An 18867-nucleotide genomic window follows, 5' to 3' on the forward strand; every position below is an offset into this window, starting at 1 on the left:
CCGAATGGGAGACACGGCGTTGCCAGACAACGGATGGCCGGCCGACCGGATCGACACCGAGAACGCCCACTCCGCCCGCATCTACGACTACATCCTGGGCGGCAAGGACTACTACCCCGCCGACCAGGAGGCGGGCGACGCCATGTCCCGGGAGTGGCCCGCGCTCCCGGTCCACATGCGCGCCAACCGCGACTTCATGAACCGCGCGGTGCGCTGGCTCGCCCAGGACGCGGGGATGCGCCAGTTCCTCGACATCGGCACCGGCATCCCGACCTCGCCCAACCTCCACGAGATCGCCCAGGCCGTGGCCCCCGGATCCCGCGTGGTCTACGTCGACAACGACCCCATCGTGCTCACCCTCTCCCAAGGCCTGCTGGCCAGCGCGCCCGAGGGCCGCACCGCGTACCTGGAGGCCGACTTCCGCGACCCGGCGGCCATCCTCGACGCCCCCGAACTGCGCGAGACCCTGGACCTGGACCAGCCGGTCGCGCTCACGGTCATCGCCATCGTCCACTTCATGCTCGACGAGGACGACGCGGTCGGTGTCGTACGCCGGCTGCTTGAGCCGCTGCCGTCCGGGAGCCATCTCGCGATGTCCATCGGCACCGCCGAGTTCGCGCCGCAGGAGGTGGGCCGCGTCGCGCGCGAGTACGCGGCGCGCAACATGCCGATGCGGCTGCGCACGATCGACGAGGCCCACGAGTTCTTCACGGGCCTGGAACTGGCCGACCCCGGCATCGTCCAGGTGCACAAGTGGCACCCCGACGGCAGCGGCGAACAGGGCGTGCGCGACGAGGACATCGCGATGTACGGCGCGGTCGCCCGCAAGCCGTGACCGACCCGGGGCCGGGGTCCGACCCACCTCCCGGACCCCGGCCCCGTCCCCACCGGAAGCGGAGCCGGGCCGCCCCGCCGGCCGGTACCGTGACACCGTGTACGCCACCCGAGTCACCCGGCACGTGCAGGCACCCCCGGACGCCGTCTACCGGGCCCTGACCGACCCCGATGCGGTCGCGGCCTGGCGGGTCCCGGACAACATGACCGCCCACGTGCACACGTTCGACGCGCGCGAGGGCGGCGCCTTCCGGGTCTCCCTCACCTACGACGCCCCGGACGGCACCGGCAAGTCCGGCGGCCGCACCGACACCTACCGCGGCCACTTCGCCCGGCTCGTCCCCGACGCACTGGTCGTCGAGGTGCTCGCGTTCGAGACCGACGACGACGCCGTGCGCGGCACCATGACCATGACGACCACCCTCACCCCGGCCGGCGACGGCACCGACGTGGAGATCCTCCACGAGGGCATCCCGGACGGCGTCCCCCGCGACGACAACGAGGAGGGCACCCGCACGGCCCTTCGCCGGCTCGCCCGGCTGGTGACGGAACGGACCGTGTGAATGGCCGAATCGGCACGCGCCCGGACCGGAATACGACGCAACCATTTCGACGGCCGCCACGCGCCGTGAATTCCCCCGAAAGGCGCGGAACCGCCCTCGCGCAAATGAGGTCTTAAAGGCCGTCGACGGCCGGGGCCAGCCCGGCCGTAAGGAAAACCGGGGGAATCAGAGACATGTCCGAGCGCAGCCGGAAGACCCTGCTCACCGCCGTCGCCCTCGCCGCCGGCCTCAGCCTCGCCGCCGTGACGCCCGCCCTCGCCGGCGCCTCCGCGAGCCACACCAACCGCGCCGCCGCCGTGTCCTCCGCCCAGGGCGACCCGCGCAACGTCACCCAGCACGTGGCCGACTTCTACGGCGCCTACATCGACGCCGTCTGGGCCACCGGGGACAAGTCCGCCGGGGCCTCCGCCAAGGCGCTGCGGGCCTTCTACCTCTCCGCGGCCGCCCAGAAGAAGGTCGCCGCCTTCGAGAAGAAGGAACACGCCGACGGCATCCTCTTCGCGCAGAACGTGCCGGTGAAGTGGAAGGTCGCCTACACCGGCTCGGGCGCGGGCCACGCCACCAGCCGGGTCACGCTGACCTGGAGCGACGGACCGCACGCCGAGGTCACCCGGATCGACGTCCTGTCCGACCTGAAGACCCTGAAGATCACCGACCTGAAGCCGGTCCGCTGACCGACAGGGACAGGCGTGCGGTCCCGCCCCGCCCCACTCGGGGCGGGGCCCATGCCCAAGGAGTGATCAGCCCTATCTGACCCGCCCCCTCTAGCGCCGTTCGGCGGCGGCCGAGGCGTGCCGGACGGCCTCGTGGCCGTGGTGGCGGCGCCGTTCGACGGGGGTGCGGTGCAGGGCGATGAGCGCGGCGTCGTCCCCCAGTCTGCCGCCGGCATGGGCGAGGAGATCGCGCCGCACGTGGTGGATCAGGGCCTCCGGGCTGTCGTCGGTCCACCGGGCGACCCGCTCGGCCAGCGGATAGAACCGGCCGCGCGCGTCCCGGGCCTCCACGACCCCGTCCGTGTAGAGCAGCAGCGTGTCACCGGGCTCGAAGGAGAACACGTCCAGCGTGTGCTCGGCACCCGCGTGCACCCCCAGCGGCGGCGAAGGATGCAGGCTCGGCACCGTGACGACGTGGCCGGGGCTCAGCAGGAGCGGCGGCGGATGGCCGGAACTGGTCATCCGGGTGATCGGATCACCGTCCGGGATCTCCATCACCAGGGCCGTGGCGAACCGCTCGCCCGCCTCCTCCTCGGGCTCCAGATCGGCCGCGTACCGCAGGACGCTCTGCTCCAGCGTGCCGGCCAGCTCCCCCAGCGGCATGTGCCGGTGGGCGCTCTCCCGGAACGCGCTGAGCAGCAGCGCGGCCTCGCCGATCGCGGGCAGCCCCTTGCCGCGGACATCGCCGATCAGGACGCGTACGCCACCGTCGTACAGGGTCGCCGCGTACAGGTCGCCGCCGATCTGCGCCTCGTCCTCGGCGGCCAGGTAGAGCGACGCGATCCGCAGCGTGCCGATGCGCTCGGGCAGCGGCCACATCAGCACGTGCTGCGCGGCCTCCGCGACCGAACGCACCTGGGCCAGCTGGGCCCGGCGCCGGTCGCGCAGCGCGCTGTAGACCACCGTGATCACCGAGAGCACCCCGAGCGTGATGATCTGCACGACGTGGTTCGAGGTCGTGATCCCGCCGTGGGTGAAACCGATGAGGATCTGCGCGGCCACCGCGAGCCCCCCGATGGCCGCCGTGGTCCGGGGCCCCGCGAAGGACGGGGTGATGGCGGGCGCGATCACCAGGGCCGGTCCGAGGTGGATGTTGGTGGGGGCCTGCATGTCGATCACCGTGATCACCACGATGAGCAGGATCGGGAGCAGCAGCAGCGCATGGGACGACTGCCACGGCCGCCGCACCAGCCCGGACCATGACCTCATGCCTACCAGCGTGCTCCCGGGCGGGGCGGGGGGCCACTCACGGGGGCGTTCCCGGGGGGAGTGGTGGGCGCCGGAGCCCGCCCGGTCCGACCGCTCCCCGGTGCGCCGTGCCGCCCCGGGCGCCCCGGGTACCCGTGCGGCTCCCGCGGCCGGTCACGGCCGCCGGGACAGGGCGGCGCGAAGGGAGGGGACCATGACCCACGACGGGGAGGAGCAGGCGTCCGTCCGGCAGGCGGAGGTCAGGTCACGGCGATCCTCCGGGACGCCGGCGCACACGTCCTGGAGGGCCAGGCCGCCGTCGTCACCGCCGGTGACGCGCGCATCGGGGTGGCCGGCACGAAGGGCTTCGCTGATGAAGGAGTTCGTCCGCTGCACCCGTCGCAGCGCCGACAGCCTCTACGGCGCCCTGAAGGACCTGGAGCAGTGGAACTGCGACGAGCGGATCGCGCTCACCCACTTCTCACCCGTGCCGGACACCCTGGCCGGGGAGCCGCTTGAGATCCCCCCGTTCCTCGGCAGCTATCTCCTCGCGGAGGCCATCGACACCGGCGGCGCCGACCTCGCCGTCCACGGCCACGCCCACGCCGGCACCGAACACGGGATGACCAGCGGCGGGGTACGCGTACGCAACGTGGCCCAGCCGGTGATCGGCCAGGCGCTCCACGTCTACCGCCTGGCCGGCGGAGAGGAGTGGCGTCCCGCTGTCCCGGCCTCGTCCGCCACGCGCAGTACGAGCAGCGCGATGTCGTCGGTACGCCGGGCGGCCGTGCCGGCGTGCCGCAGCAGCGTGTCGATCACGAGCTCCAGGTTCTCCTCGCGGGCGGCGGCGAGCCGGCGGGCGAGGTCGGCCGTGGAGTCGTCGAGGTCGACGCCGGGCCGTTCCACCAGGCCGTCGGTGTAGAAGGCGAGCAGCGCACCGGGGGCGAGCGGGATCACGGTCGGGGGGAACACGGCGGCGGGGTCGACCCCGAGGGGCGGTCCGGCCGGGACCACGACGGGCCGGGTGTCGCCGACCGGGAGGCGCAGCAGGGGCGGCGGGTGGCCGGCGCTGGCCAGGGTCGCGCGCCGCCCGGCGAGGTCGAGGTGGGCGCAGAGGCAACTGGTGAACAGGTCCGAGCCGAGATCGGCGAGGAGCCGGTTGGTGCCCGAGAGGATGCGGTCCGGGGCCGCCCCGATCGCCGCGTGGGCGCGGACGCCGGTGCGGACCTGCCCCATCAGCGCCGCGGCGGCTACGTTGTGCCCCTGGACGTCGCCGATGACGGCCACCGCGGCGCCGTCGCCGAGCCGGATCAGGTCGTAGAAGTCCCCGCCGATCTCCATGCCCCGGGTCGCGGGCAGATAGCGGGCCGCGACCCGCAGACCGGGGACCGTCGGCAGGGTGCGTGGCAGGAGCGCCTGCTGGAGCGCGTGGGCCAGCTCGTGCTTGGTGTCGTAGAGCCGGGCCCGGTCCAGGGCCTGGGCGAGGAGACCGGCGAGCGACGCCAGGACCGCGCGTTCCTCGGCCGGGAACGGGTGGGCGCCGTCGTAGGACAGCACACAGCAGCCGACCGGCCGGCCGGAGATGATCAGCGGCAGGAAGGCCCAGGCCCCCTTGCCACTGACCGGCACCGCCTCGGGGTAGTCGCGCCGCATCTGCTCGGCGTCCGGGAAGAACGCCGGGATCCCGGTGGTCAGGACCCTCCCGGCCGGTGTGAACGTGGTGTCGAGCGGCAGCCCGTCGAGACGCTCGATCGTGTCCGGCGCGTAGCCGCGGTGCCCGGTGATCCGCAGCCGCCCCGCGTCCGCCGCGGACAGCACCAGGCCCTGCGCGCCGAACGCGGGCATGACCTGGTCGGCGATCAGATCGATGACGTCCTGGACGCCGACGACCTCGGTCAGCCCTGCGGCCAGGTGCATCAGCTGGTAGAGCTGCCCCGCGCGCGTGGGCGTGGTGTCCCCCGCGGCCCGGTGGGGCGCCGGGGTCGCCACGTGCCGGTCCCCGCTGGGAACGACGCGGACACTGATGCCGCTGGCGTCCGGGAAGAGATGGAAGTCCAGCCACTGGTCCGGCGGGCGGCACGCGCTGAAGGAGACCGGCTCCCGGCTGATCACCGCGGCCCGGTAGCGGTCCTCGTACACGGGGTCGTCGAGCCAGCGCAGGGACTGCCACGGCCGCGTGCCCAGCAGCCGGCCCGCGGTGGCGCCCAGCAGGTCGCAGGCCCCGGAGCTGACGTAGGTGACCCGCCCCTCCAGGTCCAGGGCGCAGCTGCCGCCGGGCAGCCGCTCGGCGAAGTCGGCGGCGGCCATCGCCGGGCCCTCGCGCCGGCCCCCGGACCCGGGGGACAGCACGCGGGGCGCGTCGGCGCCGGAGGGCGGGTGAGGCCCGCGCCCGTCGGTCTCCTCCAGGAGCCGGGCCAGGTGGCGGCACCGCGACGCGATGTGGCCCTGCTCCCGCCGGGTCATCCGGTGCGGCCGGGTGGCCGGCCACATCAGCAGCAGCGCCCCCCACCGCCGCAGGCCCGAGACGGGCGCGGCGACCATCGCCAGGGGGTACGGCAGCGCCATCGCCGTGCGCGGATAGCGCCGAGCCATTTGATCCTGGCTGCCCAGCCAGACCACGCGATCCTCCCGGACCGCGTCGGCCACCGGCGCGGGAGCGGCCATCGAGACCGTCGCCCACGGCGCGGCGAACTCGGCAGACACGCCGTAGAGGACGTCCAGCCGCAGCAGCCGCTCGTCCGCCGTGAGCAGGTAGAGCGCACCGATGGACGCGCCGGTGCGGCGCACCGTCTCCGCGAACGCGGCGTCCAGTTCGTCGTTTCGGACGGCCGGATCACCCGTGCCGGTCACCTGGCACCTCCAGCAACGCGGGGCGAAAGGCCGGCGGGGCGCTCGCCTGCGTCCCGGGGGCGGGGAGTGCCCAGCCCGGTGTGCCGGATTTTTCTCGCCTACCGGGACGCTACGCCCACCCCGGGCGGTCGGCATGCCGCCCCCCGCCGGGCGGGCGACCCGCCCGGCCACGGCGACGCTCGCCTAGCGGTTCACCGACCGCATCCCCGCCTCGTCGTAGCGCTCGCCCGCGACCTCGGGCAGCTCGGCGTCGATGCGGGCCAGGTCCTGCGCGGTCAGCTCGATACCGACCGCGGCGGCGTTCTGCTCCAGGTAGGTGCGGCGCTTCGTGCCGGGGATCGGCACCAGGTCCTCGCCCTGCGCCAGCACCCAGGCGATCGCCAGCTGGGCCGGGGTCACGTCCTTCTCGGCCGCGATCTCCTTCACCTTCGCCGCCAGCCGCAGGTTCGCCTCCAGGTTGGCGTCGGTGAAGCGCGGGTTGTTGCGGCGGAAGTCGTTCTCGTCCAGCTCGGCCGGGGAGGAGAAGCGCCCGGCGAGGAAGCCGCGGCCGAGCGGGGAGTACGGCACGAAGCCGATGCCCAGCTCGCGGCAGGCGGGCAGCACCTCGGCCTCCACGTCCCGCGTCCACAGCGAGTACTCGCTCTGGACCGCGGTGATCGGGTGCACGGCGTGGGCGCGGCGGATGGTCTCCGCGCTCGCCTCGCTCAGCCCGATGTGCCGCACCTTGCCCTCGGCGACCAGCTCCCCGAGCGCGCCGACCGTCTCCTCGATCGGCACGGCCGGGTCGACCCGGTGCTGGTAGTACAGGTCGATGTGGTCCGTGCCCAGCCGCTCCAGCGAGCCGTGGACCGAGCTGCGCACATGCTCGGCCGAGCCGTCCTGCCGGCCCACGGTGCTCATGTCGCCCGGTACCGCGTCGTCCATGCGGTAGTTGAACTTGGTCGCGATCACGTACTCGTCGCGGTGCCCCCTGATCGCCTCGCCGACCAGTGACTCGTTGGTGAGCGGGCCGTAGAGCTGCGCGGTGTCCAGGAAGTCGATGCCCAGTTCGAGGGCGCGCCGGATGGTCGCGATGCCCTCGTCCTGGTCGGTGGTGCCGTAGAAGGCGGACATCCCCATGCACCCGAGGCCGATGGCCGATACCTGGAGGTCCCGCAGACTGCGCTTGCGCATGGGTGGTCCTTTCCCGTGTCCTCGCTCGTCGTCTCCCCGGCGCGTGGGCCTTCCTCCATCTAGCGACGGATTCCGGCACCCGGCATCCCGTGTGTGAGGCCGGGGGCGCGGCCGCCGCGCACCGGGTGTCCGCGACGCTATGACCTGGAGCGCGCTCCAAGTCAACTCAGCCGTTCAGCCGCACCGGCAGCTCGAACAGGTCGTTCTGCGTGACCACCGGCTTGTGACGCAGCTCGGTCACGGGGACCGCCAGTTCCAGGCGGGGGAAGCGGGCGTACAGCGCGGGGAGCGCCACACCGGCCTCCAGACGGGAGAGCGCGCCCCCTGGGCACACGTGCGGGCCGTGGCCGAAGGAGATGTGACGGTTCCTCGTCTCCCGGGTGATGTCGAAGTCCCCGGCGGTCGGGCCGTGCGCGTTCCCGTCGCGGCCGATCGCGCCGTACGACACGATCAGCGCGTCCCCGGCCGGGATCACCCCGCCCCCGACCGGCACGTCCTCGGTCGCGAACCGGATCAGCACGTGCGAGGTGGGCGTCGAGTGGCGCAGGGTCTCCTCGACGACCGCGGGCCAGCCGGCCTCGCCCGAGAGCACCGTCGCGCGCTGCCCGGGGTGGGTGGACAGGTTGACGACGGCGTTGACGATCAGGGAGATCGTCGTCTCGTGACCCGCCGCCACCATCAGCTGGAGCGTGGAGACGATCTCCTGGTCGGTGAGGCGGTCGCCGTCCTCCGAGGCGAGGATCAGCGCGCTGGTCAGGTCGTCGCCCGGCTCGGCCCGCCTGGCGGCCACCGTCCCCGTCATGATTCCCGCCAGCTCGGTGAGCGTGGCGACGACCTCCCCGGGCGGGGTCTGCGTCGAGAAGAACTTCTCGAAGAGCACCGTCAGCCGGGGCAGCTGCGACTCCTCCACGCCCATGAGGTCGGCGATGACGAACATCGGCAGCGGGTGGGCCAAGGCCGCCTTCAGGTCCACCACCTCCTCGCCGGCCGGCAGCGCGTCCAGCAGGTCCCCGGTGAGCTTCTCGATGCGTTCGCGCATCCGCTCCACCCGGCGCGGGGTCAGCGCCTGGGCGACCAGCGAGCGCAGCCTGCGGTGGTCGGCGCCGTCCACGGTCAGCATGGAACGGCCCGGGTTGACGAGCCCGATCAGCGGCCAGTCGGCGGGTATCTCGCCACGCTGCCAGGCGCCCCACACATTGATGTCCTTCACCAGGCGCGGGTCGGTGAGCAGAGCCTTCGCCTCGGCGTGGTGGGTGACGGCCCACACCGGGACGCCGCCGGGCAGTTCCACGGCGGCGAGCGGGCCGGCCGCGAGCAGCGCCGCGCTCTCGCCGTCCAGGTCGGTGACGAAGGGGTCCAGGGCGATCCGGGTTGTGCCGGTGCCGGTCGTCATCGTGGCGTGCCTCCCAGGGCAGGGGTCGGTGTACTGCGTCATGCGTACTGCGCCGGTCCGGGCCGGGGTCTGCGGCCGGACCCCGGCCCACCAGCTGGTGCGACCGGGGGCGCGCGGTAGGAGTGCGGGGCGGAACGGCGGGTGCGGTCGGTGTGCCGTGCTCGGGGGGCGGGGCGCATCGGCGGGTGCGGTCGGGGCGGCGCGGGTCAGAGGGCGGGTACGGGGGTGAACCGGACGGGCAGTCGGGTCAGTCCCCTGAGCCAGGGCGAGGGCCTGCGGGTGAGGGACTCGGCGGGCACCGCCAGGTCGATGTCCGGCAGCCGGTCCAGCACCACCTCGACCCCGGTCCGCGCGATCACCTCGGCGATCTCCTGCGCCGGGAACGGGCAGCGGTGCTCGCCGTGCCCGAAGGCGAAGTGCGCGCTGTTGCCGCCGGTCAGCGCGGAGGCGTCGGTGCGCACCTGGGGATCGGAGTTGGCGCCCTGCAGCCCGAGCAGCAGCAGATCGCCGGCCCGGACGCGACGCCCGCCGAGGTGGGTGTCGCGGGCGGCCCAGCGGCCCGCCACGTTCTGGGTGGGCGTGTCCTCCCACAGCACCTCGTTCATCGCCTCGGCGACGCTGTGCCGGCCGCCGAACAGGGAGGCGGTGAACCGGTCGTCGGTGAGCATCAGCCGCAGCGAGTTGCCGATCCAGTCGGCGGTCGGCTGGTGCCCGGCCGCCAGCATCACCATCAGGTCCTGCGCGATCTCCTCGTCGGTGAACCCGCTCCCGTCGGCGAGCATCCGGGAGACCACGTCGGCGGCGGGACGCCGCTTCCGTTCGGCGAGCAACTGGCCCATGGATGCGGCCAGATGGGCCTGTCCGGCGAGGGCGCGATCCCGGCCGTCGATCATGTCGTTCAGCGCGGTGACCAGCCCCGGGCCGTCCTCGTCCGGGAAGCCGTAGAGCCGGGCGAGGACCCGCACCGGCAGCAGCGTCGCGTACTGCGCGATCAGCTCCGCCTCGCCGGAGGGGCAGATCACGTCGATCAGCTCGTCCGCGAACCGCTCGGCGTGGCCCCGCAGTTCGAACGCATCCACCGACTCCAGCGCGTCGCTGACCATCGCCGCGCGCTGCCGGTGCCGCTCGCCGACGGTGTAGAGGATGGAGGGCTGTCCGCGGCCGATCATCGGCAGCAGCGGCCAGTCGGCGGGGATGTTCGGCCACTGGTTCCACAGCCCGGAGTCCCGGCTGAACAGCACCGGATCCCCCGTGACCTGGTGCAGCTCGCGATAGCCGAGGACCAGCCAGGCCGGGACGCCGCCGTCGAGCAGCACCGGCACCACGGAGCCGTGGTCGCGCCTCATCTCCCGGTACAGCCGGGCGGGTTCGGTCTGGAACCGGGGGCCGCCGAGCGGTACGGCGTCGGACGTGGTCACACGAACTCCCGTGGGGACAGGCACGCTTGTGCGGGCAGGTCGGCGTACCGGTTCTTCGCGTGCTGCACCAGCGTGATCAGCAGCTGCTTGGCGGAGGCGCGCGAGCGGGCGTCGCAGTCGACCAGCGGCACCTCCGGGTCCAGGTCGAGGGCCGCGCGGACGTCCTCACCCGCACGGACCGGGCCGCCGAAGTCGTTGCAGGCCACGACGAACGGCGTGCCGTGCTCCTCCAACCGGTCGACGGCGTACCAGGAGTCGTCGATCCGGCGGGTGTCGACCAGGACGACCGCGCCGAGCGTGCCGGAGAACAGCCGGTCCCACAGGAACCAGAACCGTTCCTGGCCGGGCGCGCCGAACAGGTACAGCACGTTGCGCGCGTCCAGCGTGATGCGGCCGAAGTCGAAGGCGACGGTCGTGGCGTGCTTCCCGCGTACCTGCCGGAGGTCGTCGAGCGCCGCGCCGACCTGGGTCATCGTCTCCTCGGTGCTGAGGGGACGGATCTCGCTGACGGAGCGGACCAGGGTGGTCTTGCCGACGCCGATTCCGCCCACGACCACGACCTTGAGACCGTTGTCGGCGGAGGCACCCAGCGGGGTGCGCGCGTCAGAGGCTGCGGAGTCCAACGAGCACCTGCTCCAGGATGTCGGGGTCGGTGACGGCGGGTCCGTGCGGATGCCGGGCGCTGACCCGGCCGGCCGCCAGCAGGTCGCTCAGCAGCACCTTGGTGATGCTCACGGGCAGCCCCAGCTCGGCGGCGATCTCCACCACCGAGGTGGGGAACTCGCTCATCCGGAGGATCGCCACGTGCTCCGACTGCATACCGGTCGCCGGCTCCGACTCGGCGACGACGAGGGTGACCAGGTCGAAGGGGCTGTCCGGATCGGTGCGGCTGCGGCCCTGGGTGATGGTGTACAGCCGGTCGGGCGCGTCGTCCCGCCCCGGGCGGCCCGGGCCCGTACGGCTCATGACGTACGGGGGACTGCGGTCAGGTGGGCGCCGAGCTGCTCCACCAGTTCGCTCATCGTGTGCCCGACGATGCCGGTGTCGGCGTCCTCGTCCGTCACGACGGCGAGATGGGCTCCCGCGCCCGCCTCGACGATGAACAGCACGCCGCCGTGGAACTCGGTCATCGCCGAGCGGACGCCTCCGCTGCCGTCGCCGAACTCGATGGACGCCCCGTGCGACAGCGACTGGATGCCGGCGGCGATCGCGGCGAGCTGGTCGGCCCGGTCGACGCCCATCTCCGGGGTACGGCACAGCTTCAGCCCGTCCCGGGACAGAACGAGCGCGTGCCGGGCCCCGGGCGTCCTCTCCAACAGGCCCTCCAGGAGCCAGGTGAGCTTGTCGTCGGCGGTGCTCGGGCCGGTCATGAAGTGATGTCGCCTTCCGGGTGCGTGGGGGAGGAATGCTGGGGTTCGTCGGACACGGGGTCCCGCGGAGCACCCGCCGCCCGGTGGCCGGGGTCGGTGTGCCGGCGCGTGGCGTCCGTGCGGTGCTCGGGGCCGGTGTCGTGCGGGTGGTTTTCCGTCCAGGGGTTGGGGGCGACGTGCTGGGGGGTGGCGTCCGTGCGGTGCTCAGAGCCGGTGTCCTGCGAGCGGTTCCCCGGCCAGTGGTCGGGAGCGACGTGCCGAGGAGAGCCGCCCGCCCGCCGGCCGGACACCGCGTCCCGCGTGGAGCCCGCCGCCCGTCCGTCCGCACCCGCCTCGCGCACGGCGTCCGCTGCCCACTCGTCCGCACTTGCCTCGTGTGAGGTGCTCGCGGTCCAGCCGTCCGCAGCTGCCTGGCGCGGGGGGGCCGCCGCGCATCGGCCCGTACTCGCCTCGCGCACGGGGTCCGCCGCCCAACCATCCGCACTCGCCTCGCATGAGGTGCTCGCCGTCCACCCGTTCGCGAACTCCTCGCGCGAGGCGTCCGCCGGCCACCCGCCCGGGGCCTCGCGCGGGACGTTCGCCGTCCGTGCGCCCTGGGGCGCCTCGCGGAGGTCGGTCGGTTCCGGCGGTGTCTGCCGGTGGTCCGGGGCGGCCTCGTCGGCGGGGCTTCCCGTCCATCGGGCCGAGGGCGTCTTGTGCGGGGATTCTGCCGTCCATTGGGCCGAAGGCGTCTCGTGCGGGGAGTTTCCCGCCCACTGAGCCGAAGGCGTCTCGTGCCGGGAGTTCCCCGTCCCGTGGTCCGTAGACGTCTCGTGCGGGGCGGTCGGTTCCGGTGGGGGCTGTCGGTGGGTGGGGGCCGGGGCGGGCGGCTCGGGCGTGGCCGGGGTGTCCTGCCCGGTCGCCGGGCCGGGAGTGCCCAGGTGGGTGTCCGACGTGGTGGGGCGGACCGCTCGGCGGAAGCTGCCGAAACGCGCCGCCCGGACCTTGGCGTCGCCGGCACCGGGCCGGTCGTCGGCCGTGCGCCGCACCGACCGGTGTCGCTCCGCCTCCGCGAGCGTACGGCCCCGGCGACGCCTGGGAAGTCCGGCCGGCCCCTGCGCAGGGACCGGCCCGGTGGGCTCGGGGGACTCTGGGGCCGGCGCCGGGGCCTTGGGGGGGTGCGGCCGTGCGGACACCTCCTGACCCGGCGCGACCGGTGCCACGGCCGGGGCCTGCGCCGGACTCGTCAGGATCTCCTGCGGGATCAGCATCAGCACGCCCGTACCGCCGCGAGCCGACGGCCGGAACGACACCGTGAGCCCGTGCTTCAGGGCCAGCCGCCCCACCACGGCGAGCCCGAGCCGGGTGCCGGTCAGACCGCCCAGCTCCGACACGTCACCGGACACCGCCCGCTCGGCGCGCCGCAGTTGCACGTCGCCCATGACAAGCCCGCTGTCCTCGACGGACACGATGACCCCGGCCGGCACCTCCTCCACATAGACGTGGACCTCGGCGTTCGGCGGCGAGAAGTTCGCGGCGTTGTCGAGGAGTTCGGCGAGCGCGTGCATCACACCCTCGGCCGCGTGCCCGGCGACGGCCGTCCCGCTGACCGAGTGCACCCGCACCCGCCGGTACCCGGCGATCCGGCCCAGCGCACCGCGCAGGACCGACTCCATGCCGATGGGCCGCGCCCACCGCCGCCCCGAACGGGCCCCGGTCAGCACGGCGACGGAGTCGGCGAGCCGCCCCGCCTGGGCGGTGCGGTGGTCGAGGTGCAGGAGGTCGGCGAGGACGTCCTCGTCGCCGTGCCGCTCCTCCATCGCCCGCAGGTCGGCGAGCGTGGCCGTGGCCAGGGCCTGCATCCGCGCTGCGGCGTTGGAGGTCGCGGAGACCGCCGTGGCCCGCTCCCGGCGGGCCCGCTCCAGCTCGCCCGTCAGCCGGGCGTTCTCCGCCCGCAGCCGCTCCGTCTCGTGTGCGCCCCGCTGCTCCAGCCGGGCGCGCTCTGCGGCGAACGACTCCGTCAGCTCCGTGCGCTGCCGGGCGAGTTCGTCGATGAGCCGCTGCTGCTCCCCGCGCGCCTCCTCGGCCGTGCGGGCCTGCTGCTGGAGCAGCCGTCCGAGGTCCCGCGTGACGCCGTCCAGCTGGCGCCTGTCGCCGCGCGCGGCCCGCAGGGCGTGCGCGGCCGTGGCCACCGCCGCGCCGAGGACGACCACCGCGGCGCCCGCGCCCCAGGCGAGCGGGGTGCGCACCGAGTCGGGTGCCGTCGCCAGGGCCGCGCAGACCACGAGCGCCGACAGCGCCAGGGTCACGGCGAGGGCGGGGAGGAGCGTACGGAGGGACGGTCGGTCGCCGGGCTGCGTGGGGGCTGTCATCGGTCCGGTCTGGTCCTCGCGGCGGGTGCGGACAGGTGGCGGCGGGCGGAGTCGTTCGAATGAGGGGACATGACGCCGAGTGGTGAACTGCCGGTCACTATAAGAGAGTTCGTGATCGGAACAGACGGGTTCCACACTCGTTCCGGTAGCCGGACGGTCGTGTCGAGCGCCGATAGGGCCTGATCTGGAGGACGGCCGAGAAGAGATGAAGGTTGCCTTCCGGCCCTGGTTTTCCGTTCCGTCCGGCTGTGGGTCTTCCCACCCGTTAAGGATCTTGACGGTCGCCCTCCCGCTCGCTGAACTGTCCCCCGGGTCTCGCCACCGCGAAGACCCGTCCGAGGGGGAGGGCCGGGGCACCGCGGGGAGGGCGGACCCGACCCACAAGATCCGTACATCAATACGATGACGCCTGAAACGGGCGGATAACGGGAAAACGCCTCGCACGGCCGACCGCCGGGACGCGAGGTGAAGGGGGCGATGTACATGACGAGTGAGTCGAAGGCGACGGGCTGCCGTGCCTCATGACCGCTGAAGGGCGCCTGGAGCAGTACCGTCTGCTGTGCGCACGCCTCGTCCGGTTCACCGGACGGACGCTGCGGGGCGAGTGGTACGCCATCGTCGTCGACCCGGTGCAGAGGCTCGCGCGGCGCGGACTGTCCGGGCTGCTGCTGGGCTTCGTGGCGGCGTTCGGCGTCGTCTTCTTCCACGACATCGCCCAGCATCCCCTCGGAGCGACGTGGGTACGGCGCCTCGGCGGCGTCACCGCCGACCTGCCGCTGTGGCTGTCCCTGCTGCGCACCCCGGTGTCGCTGTACGTACCGGCTCTCGACCTGCCGGTCTGGGCGGGCATCACCCAGCTGTTCCTGGCCTTCGCCCTCGCCGAGCTGGCCCTCGGCCGGACCCGCACCCTGGCGATCGCCTACGCCACCACGGTGGCCGGCACCCTCACCGCCCGTGTGATGATCGCGGCGGGGCCCGGCTGGTGGGGCTTCGGCCTGCCGCCCGAATGCGGTCGGGTGCTCGACACCGGGCCCTCCGCGGCCGTCGTCGGCCTGTTCACCTATCTCGCCGTCGTCCGGCGCGCTCCCGTGGTGTTCACGCTGACCGGCGGGTCGATGGTGTGGGAGTCGATCGCCGTCCCCAACCTGGCGGGACGCGAGCACCTGATCGCGGTCGGCGCGGCGATCGTCCTCGGGCTGCTGCACGGCCGCCGGGCGCGGCTGCGGGCCTTCGTACGAGCCCTGCTGCCCACCCGGGACACCGGCCTGTCCCCGACCGCTCCCGCCCCGGCCCCCGCACCGGCCCCCGTGCCGACCGGAACCGCCCCCGTTCCGGCCGGAACCACCGCCGTGCCGACCGGGACCGCCGTCGTGCCGCTCCCCGCGCCGGGGCCCTTACGTCCCGGACTGCTGGCCCCCGTGGAGAGCGCCGACCACGCCGGAAACGCGGCGATGACATCCCTCGAACGCTGACCGGACCGCGCGTCCCTGTGGCGCTGAACACGTTGTCGGTGTGATGGTTTTCGCACGTCGACACGGACGGGCAACCCCTATGGTTGCCGCGAGTACGGCAGGGCGTGGCTGACACCATGGTGTTCGTCGCCGGCAGGCAGCTGAAGGGAATCCAGGATGTTCCGCAAGGTGCTGGTCGCCAACCGTGGAGAGATCGCGATCCGCGCGTTCCGGGCGGGCTACGAACTCGGGGCGCGCACCGTCGCCGTGTTCCCGCACGAGGACCGCAACTCGTTGCACCGGCTCAAGGCCGACGAGGCGTACGAGATCGGGGAACCGGGGCATCCGGTGCGGGCCTACCTCTCCGTCGAGGAGATCGTGGCCGCCGCCCTCCGGGCGGGCGCCGACGCCGTCTACCCGGGCTACGGCTTCCTGTCCGAGAACCCGGAGCTGGCCCGCGCCTGCGAGGAGGCGGGCATCACCTTCGTCGGCCCCGGCACCCAGACGCTGGAGCTGACCGGCAACAAGGCCCGCGCGGTCGCCGCGGCCCGCGCCGCGGGCGTGCCCGTGCTCGGCTCCTCCGCGCCCTCCAACGACGTGGACGAACTGGTGCGCGCGGCCGAGGAGATCGGCTTCCCCGTCTTCGTCAAGGCGGTCGCGGGCGGCGGCGGGCGCGGCATGCGCCGCGTCGAGGACCCCGCCCAGCTGCGGGAGTCCATCGAGGCCGCCTCCCGTGAGGCCGCGTCCGCGTTCGGCGACCCGACCGTCTTCCTGGAGAAGGCCGTCGTCGACCCGCGCCACATCGAGGTGCAGATCCTCGCCGACGGCGAGGGCAATGTCATCCACCTCTTCGAGCGGGACTGCTCGCTGCAGCGCCGCCACCAGAAGGTCATCGAGCTGGCGCCCGCCCCCAACCTCGACCCCGAACTGCGCGACCGGATCTGCGCCGACGCCGTCCGCTTCGCCCGCGAGATCGGCTACCGCAACGCGGGCACCGTCGAGTTCCTGCTCGACCGGGACGGCAACCACGTCTTCATCGAGATGAACCCGCGCATCCAGGTCGAGCACACCGTGACCGAGGAGGTCACGGACGTCGACCTCGTCCAGGCCCAGCTGCGGATCGCCTCCGGCCAGACCCTGGAGGACCTCGGCCTCTCCCAGGACTCCATCACCCTGCGCGGTGCGGCCCTGCAGTGCCGCATCACCACCGAGGACCCCGCCAACGGCTTCCGCCCGGACACGGGCCGGATCAGCGCCTACCGCTCACCGGGCGGCTCCGGCATCCGCCTCGACGGCGGAACCACCCACGCGGGTACGGAGATCAGCGCCCACTTCGACTCGATGCTGGTCAAACTCACCTGCCGCGGGCGGGACTTCAAGGCCGCCGTCGGCCGGGCCCGGCGCGCCGTCGCCGAGTTCCGCATCCGCGGTGTCGCCACCAACATCCCGTTCCTGCAGGCCGTTCTGGACGACCCCGACTTCCAGGCGGGCCGGGTCACCACCTCCTTCATCGAGCAGCGCCCCCACCTGCTCACCGCCCGCTCCTCCGCGGACCGCGGCACCAAGCTGCTCACCTTCCTCGCCGACGTCACCGTCAACAAGCCGCACGGCGAACGCCCGGACCTGCTCGACCCGGTCACCAAGCTCCCCGCGCTGCCGGCCGGCGAGCCGCCCGCGGGCTCCCGCCAGCGCCTCGTGGAGCTCGGCCCCGAGGGCTTCGCCCGCCATCTGCGCGAGTCCCCGACCATCGGCGTCACCGACACCACCTTCCGCGACGCCCACCAGTCCCTGCTCGCCACCCGGGTGCGCACCAAGGACCTCCTCGCCGTCGCCCCCGTGGTCGCCCGCACCCTGCCGCAGCTGCTGTCCCTGGAGTGCTGGGGCGGCGCCACCTACGACGTGGCCCTGCGCTTCCTCGCCGAGGACCCCTGGGAGCGGCTGGCCGCGCTGCGCGAGGCCGTGCCGAACATCTGCCTCCAGATGCTGCTGCGCGGCCGCAACACCGTCGGCTACACGCCGTACCCGACGGAGGTGACCGACGCCTTCGTGCAGGAGGCCGCCGCCACCGGCATCGACATCTTCCGCATCTTCGACGCGCTGAACGACGTCGGCCAGATGCGGCCCGCCATCGAGGCCGTACGTGAGACCGGCACCGCGATCGCCGAGGTCGCGCTCTGCTACACCGCCGACCTCAACGACCCGGCCGAGCGGCTCTACACGCTCGACTACTACCTGCGCCTGGCCGAGCAGATCGTCGAGGCCGGCGCCCATGTCCTCGCGATCAAGGACATGGCCGGACTGCTGCGCGCCCCGGCCGCCGCCAAGCTCGTCTCGGCGCTGCGCCGCGAGTTCGATCTGCCCGTGCACCTGCACACGCACGACACCGCGGGCGGCCAGCTCGCCACCTACCTCGCCGCGATCCAGGCCGGTGCCGACGCGGTCGACGGCGCGGTCGCGTCCATGGCCGGTACGACCTCGCAGCCGTCGCTGTCGGCGCTCGTCGCCGCCACCGACCACTCCGACCGGCCCACCGGCCTCGACCTGCAGGCCGTGGGCGACCTGGAGCCGTACTGGGAGGGCGTCCGCAAGATCTACGCCCCGTTCGAGGCGGGCCTCGCGTCCCCGACCGGCCGGGTCTACCACCACGAGATCCCGGGCGGCCAGCTGTCCAACCTGCGCACCCAGGCCGTGGCCCTGGGCCTCGGGGACCGCTTCGAGGACATCGAGGCGATGTACGCCGCCGCCGACCGCATCCTCGGCCGCCTGGTCAAGGTCACCCCGTCCTCGAAGGTGGTCGGCGACCTGGCCCTGCACCTGGTGGGCGCCGGGGTCTCCCCGGACGCCTTCGAGCAGACTCCCGACCGGTTCGACATCCCCGACTCGGTCATCGGCTTCCTGCGCGGCGAGCTGGGCACCCCGCCCGGCGGCTGGCCGGAGCCGTTCCGCACCAAGGCCCTCCAGGGACGCGCCGCGGCCAAGCCGGTGCCCGAGCTGTCCACCGAGGACCGCGAGGGGCTGGCGAAGGACCGACGGGCGACCCTCAACCGGCTGCTGTTCCCCGGCCCGACCCGCGAGTTCGACACGCACCGCCAGGCCTTCGGGGACACCAGCGTCCTGGACAGCAAGGCGTTCTTCTACGGCCTGCGCCAGGCCAAGGAGTACGCCGTCGACCTGGAGCCCGGCGTCCGGCTGCTGATCGAGCTGCAGGCGGTCGGCGAGGCCGACGAGCGCGGTATGCGCACGGTGATGTCGTCGCTCAACGGCCAGCTGCGGCCCATCCAGGTCCGCGACCGGGCGGCGGCCTCCGACGTGCCGGTCACGGAGAAGGCCGACCGGTCCGACCCGGGCCATGTGGCGGCCCCGTTCGCCGGTGTGGTCACGCTCGCCGTGGCCGAGGGCGACGAGGTGGCGGCCGGAGCCACCGTCGCCACCATCGAGGCGATGAAGATGGAGGCCACGATCACGGCCTCCAAGGCGGGCCGGGTGTCCCGGCTGGCCATCAACCGGATCCAGCAGGTCGAGGGCGGCGACCTGCTGGTGGAGATCGGCTGAGGCGCCGCGCG

General features: G+C 73.6%; 14 protein-coding genes and 1 pseudogene. 6 read left to right on the top strand and 9 right to left on the bottom strand.

Annotated elements, in window-relative coordinates; all coding sequences use genetic code 11:
• Positions 1 to 19: 19 nt before the first annotated feature.
• The 3 genes from ACZ7FF_RS12290 (at position 20) to ACZ7FF_RS12300 (ending at position 2071) form a co-directional block, all read left to right on the top strand.
• On the top strand, positions 20 to 835 hold the full coding sequence (locus ACZ7FF_RS12290) for an SAM-dependent methyltransferase (RefSeq protein WP_470811710.1): 816 nt from the start codon (positions 20 to 22) through the stop codon (positions 833 to 835).
• Between the two features lie 97 nt (positions 836 to 932).
• A complete protein-coding gene (locus tag ACZ7FF_RS12295) occupies positions 933 to 1397 on the top strand; it encodes an SRPBCC domain-containing protein (RefSeq protein ID WP_470811712.1) in 465 nt (154 codons plus the stop codon).
• Positions 1398 to 1570: 173 nt separating this feature from the next.
• Complete coding sequence (locus ACZ7FF_RS12300; RefSeq protein WP_470811713.1) at positions 1571 to 2071, top strand: hypothetical protein; 501 nt, start codon at positions 1571 to 1573, stop codon at positions 2069 to 2071.
• Between the two features lie 90 nt (positions 2072 to 2161).
• Here the strand turns inward: ACZ7FF_RS12300 and ACZ7FF_RS12305 are convergent, their stop codons facing one another.
• Positions 2162 to 3319 carry a PP2C family protein-serine/threonine phosphatase gene (locus ACZ7FF_RS12305; protein ID WP_470811715.1) on the bottom strand — a complete coding sequence of 386 codons (1158 nt, stop codon included), beginning with the start codon at positions 3317 to 3319 and terminating at the stop codon, positions 2162 to 2164.
• A 240-nt stretch (positions 3320 to 3559) separates the two neighbouring features.
• Here ACZ7FF_RS12305 and ACZ7FF_RS12310 point away from each other — a divergent pair.
• Positions 3560 to 4001 (top strand): annotated as a pseudogene (locus ACZ7FF_RS12310) (metallophosphoesterase family protein); the annotation flags it as partial.
• On the opposite strand, the gene ACZ7FF_RS12315 reads toward ACZ7FF_RS12310, so the two are convergent.
• The 8 genes from ACZ7FF_RS12315 to ACZ7FF_RS12350 all read right to left on the bottom strand — a co-directional run bounded on the left by ACZ7FF_RS12315 (position 3986) and on the right by ACZ7FF_RS12350 (position 13853).
• On the bottom strand, positions 3986 to 6148 hold the full coding sequence (locus ACZ7FF_RS12315; protein ID WP_470811717.1) for a SpoIIE family protein phosphatase: 2163 nt from the start codon (positions 6146 to 6148) through the stop codon (positions 3986 to 3988). The pseudogene ACZ7FF_RS12310 and the gene ACZ7FF_RS12315 sit on opposite strands and share 16 nt — an antisense overlap.
• Before the next feature lie 183 nt (positions 6149 to 6331).
• Entirely contained in the window at positions 6332 to 7321 is a 990-nt protein-coding gene (locus ACZ7FF_RS12320) for an aldo/keto reductase (protein ID WP_470811719.1), read from the bottom strand.
• Positions 7322 to 7487: 166 nt separating this feature from the next.
• Positions 7488 to 8714, bottom strand: coding sequence for a cytochrome P450 family protein (locus ACZ7FF_RS12325; RefSeq protein WP_470811720.1), 1227 nt, complete (start codon positions 8712 to 8714; stop codon positions 7488 to 7490).
• A 206-nt stretch (positions 8715 to 8920) separates the two neighbouring features.
• Positions 8921 to 10132, bottom strand: coding sequence for a cytochrome P450 (locus tag ACZ7FF_RS12330; protein WP_470811722.1), 1212 nt, complete (start codon positions 10130 to 10132; stop codon positions 8921 to 8923).
• Entirely contained in the window at positions 10129 to 10755 is a 627-nt protein-coding gene (locus tag ACZ7FF_RS12335) for a GTP-binding protein (RefSeq protein ID WP_470811724.1), read from the bottom strand. Before ACZ7FF_RS12335 ends, ACZ7FF_RS12330 begins: the two co-directional genes overlap by 4 nt.
• A complete protein-coding gene (locus tag ACZ7FF_RS12340; RefSeq protein WP_470811726.1) occupies positions 10736 to 11098 on the bottom strand; it encodes a DUF742 domain-containing protein in 363 nt (120 codons plus the stop codon). The genes ACZ7FF_RS12335 and ACZ7FF_RS12340 overlap by 20 nt, the downstream gene beginning before the upstream one ends.
• Positions 11095 to 11502 carry a roadblock/LC7 domain-containing protein gene (locus ACZ7FF_RS12345; protein WP_470811728.1) on the bottom strand — a complete coding sequence of 136 codons (408 nt, stop codon included), beginning with the start codon at positions 11500 to 11502 and terminating at the stop codon, positions 11095 to 11097. The genes ACZ7FF_RS12340 and ACZ7FF_RS12345 overlap by 4 nt, the downstream gene beginning before the upstream one ends.
• Positions 11499 to 13853, bottom strand: coding sequence for a sensor histidine kinase (locus tag ACZ7FF_RS12350; protein ID WP_470811730.1), 2355 nt, complete (start codon positions 13851 to 13853; stop codon positions 11499 to 11501). Before ACZ7FF_RS12350 ends, ACZ7FF_RS12345 begins: the two co-directional genes overlap by 4 nt.
• A gap of 521 nt (positions 13854 to 14374) precedes the next feature.
• On the opposite strand from ACZ7FF_RS12350, the gene ACZ7FF_RS12355 reads away from it, so the two are divergent.
• Both ACZ7FF_RS12355 and ACZ7FF_RS12360 read left to right on the top strand, forming a co-directional pair.
• Entirely contained in the window at positions 14375 to 15325 is a 951-nt protein-coding gene (locus ACZ7FF_RS12355) for a hypothetical protein (protein WP_470811732.1), read from the top strand.
• Between the two features lie 156 nt (positions 15326 to 15481).
• On the top strand, positions 15482 to 18856 hold the full coding sequence (locus tag ACZ7FF_RS12360) for a pyruvate carboxylase (protein ID WP_470811734.1): 3375 nt from the start codon (positions 15482 to 15484) through the stop codon (positions 18854 to 18856).
• Positions 18857 to 18867 lie beyond the last annotated feature (11 nt).

It is taken from the genome of Streptomyces sp. NPDC037126 (assembly GCF_055605965.1).

Excerpts from the sequence above, each read along its gene's own strand:
- ACZ7FF_RS12355 (WP_470811732.1), top strand. The coding sequence starts at position 14,375 with ATGACCGCTGAAGGGCGCCTGGAGCAGTACCGTCTGCTGTGCGCACGC.
- ACZ7FF_RS12340 (WP_470811726.1), bottom strand. The coding sequence starts at position 11,098 with ATGAGCCGTACGGGCCCGGGCCGCCCGGGGCGGGACGACGCGCCCGAC.
- ACZ7FF_RS12345 (WP_470811728.1), bottom strand. The coding sequence starts at position 11,502 with ATGACCGGCCCGAGCACCGCCGACGACAAGCTCACCTGGCTCCTGGAG.
- ACZ7FF_RS12300 (WP_470811713.1), top strand. The coding sequence starts at position 1,571 with ATGTCCGAGCGCAGCCGGAAGACCCTGCTCACCGCCGTCGCCCTCGCC.
- ACZ7FF_RS12350 (WP_470811730.1), bottom strand. The coding sequence starts at position 13,853 with ATGACAGCCCCCACGCAGCCCGGCGACCGACCGTCCCTCCGTACGCTC.
- ACZ7FF_RS12325 (WP_470811720.1), bottom strand. The coding sequence starts at position 8,714 with ATGACGACCGGCACCGGCACAACCCGGATCGCCCTGGACCCCTTCGTC.
- ACZ7FF_RS12305 (WP_470811715.1), bottom strand. The coding sequence starts at position 3,319 with ATGAGGTCATGGTCCGGGCTGGTGCGGCGGCCGTGGCAGTCGTCCCAT.
- ACZ7FF_RS12360 (WP_470811734.1), top strand. The coding sequence starts at position 15,482 with ATGTTCCGCAAGGTGCTGGTCGCCAACCGTGGAGAGATCGCGATCCGC.
- ACZ7FF_RS12320 (WP_470811719.1), bottom strand. The coding sequence starts at position 7,321 with ATGCGCAAGCGCAGTCTGCGGGACCTCCAGGTATCGGCCATCGGCCTC.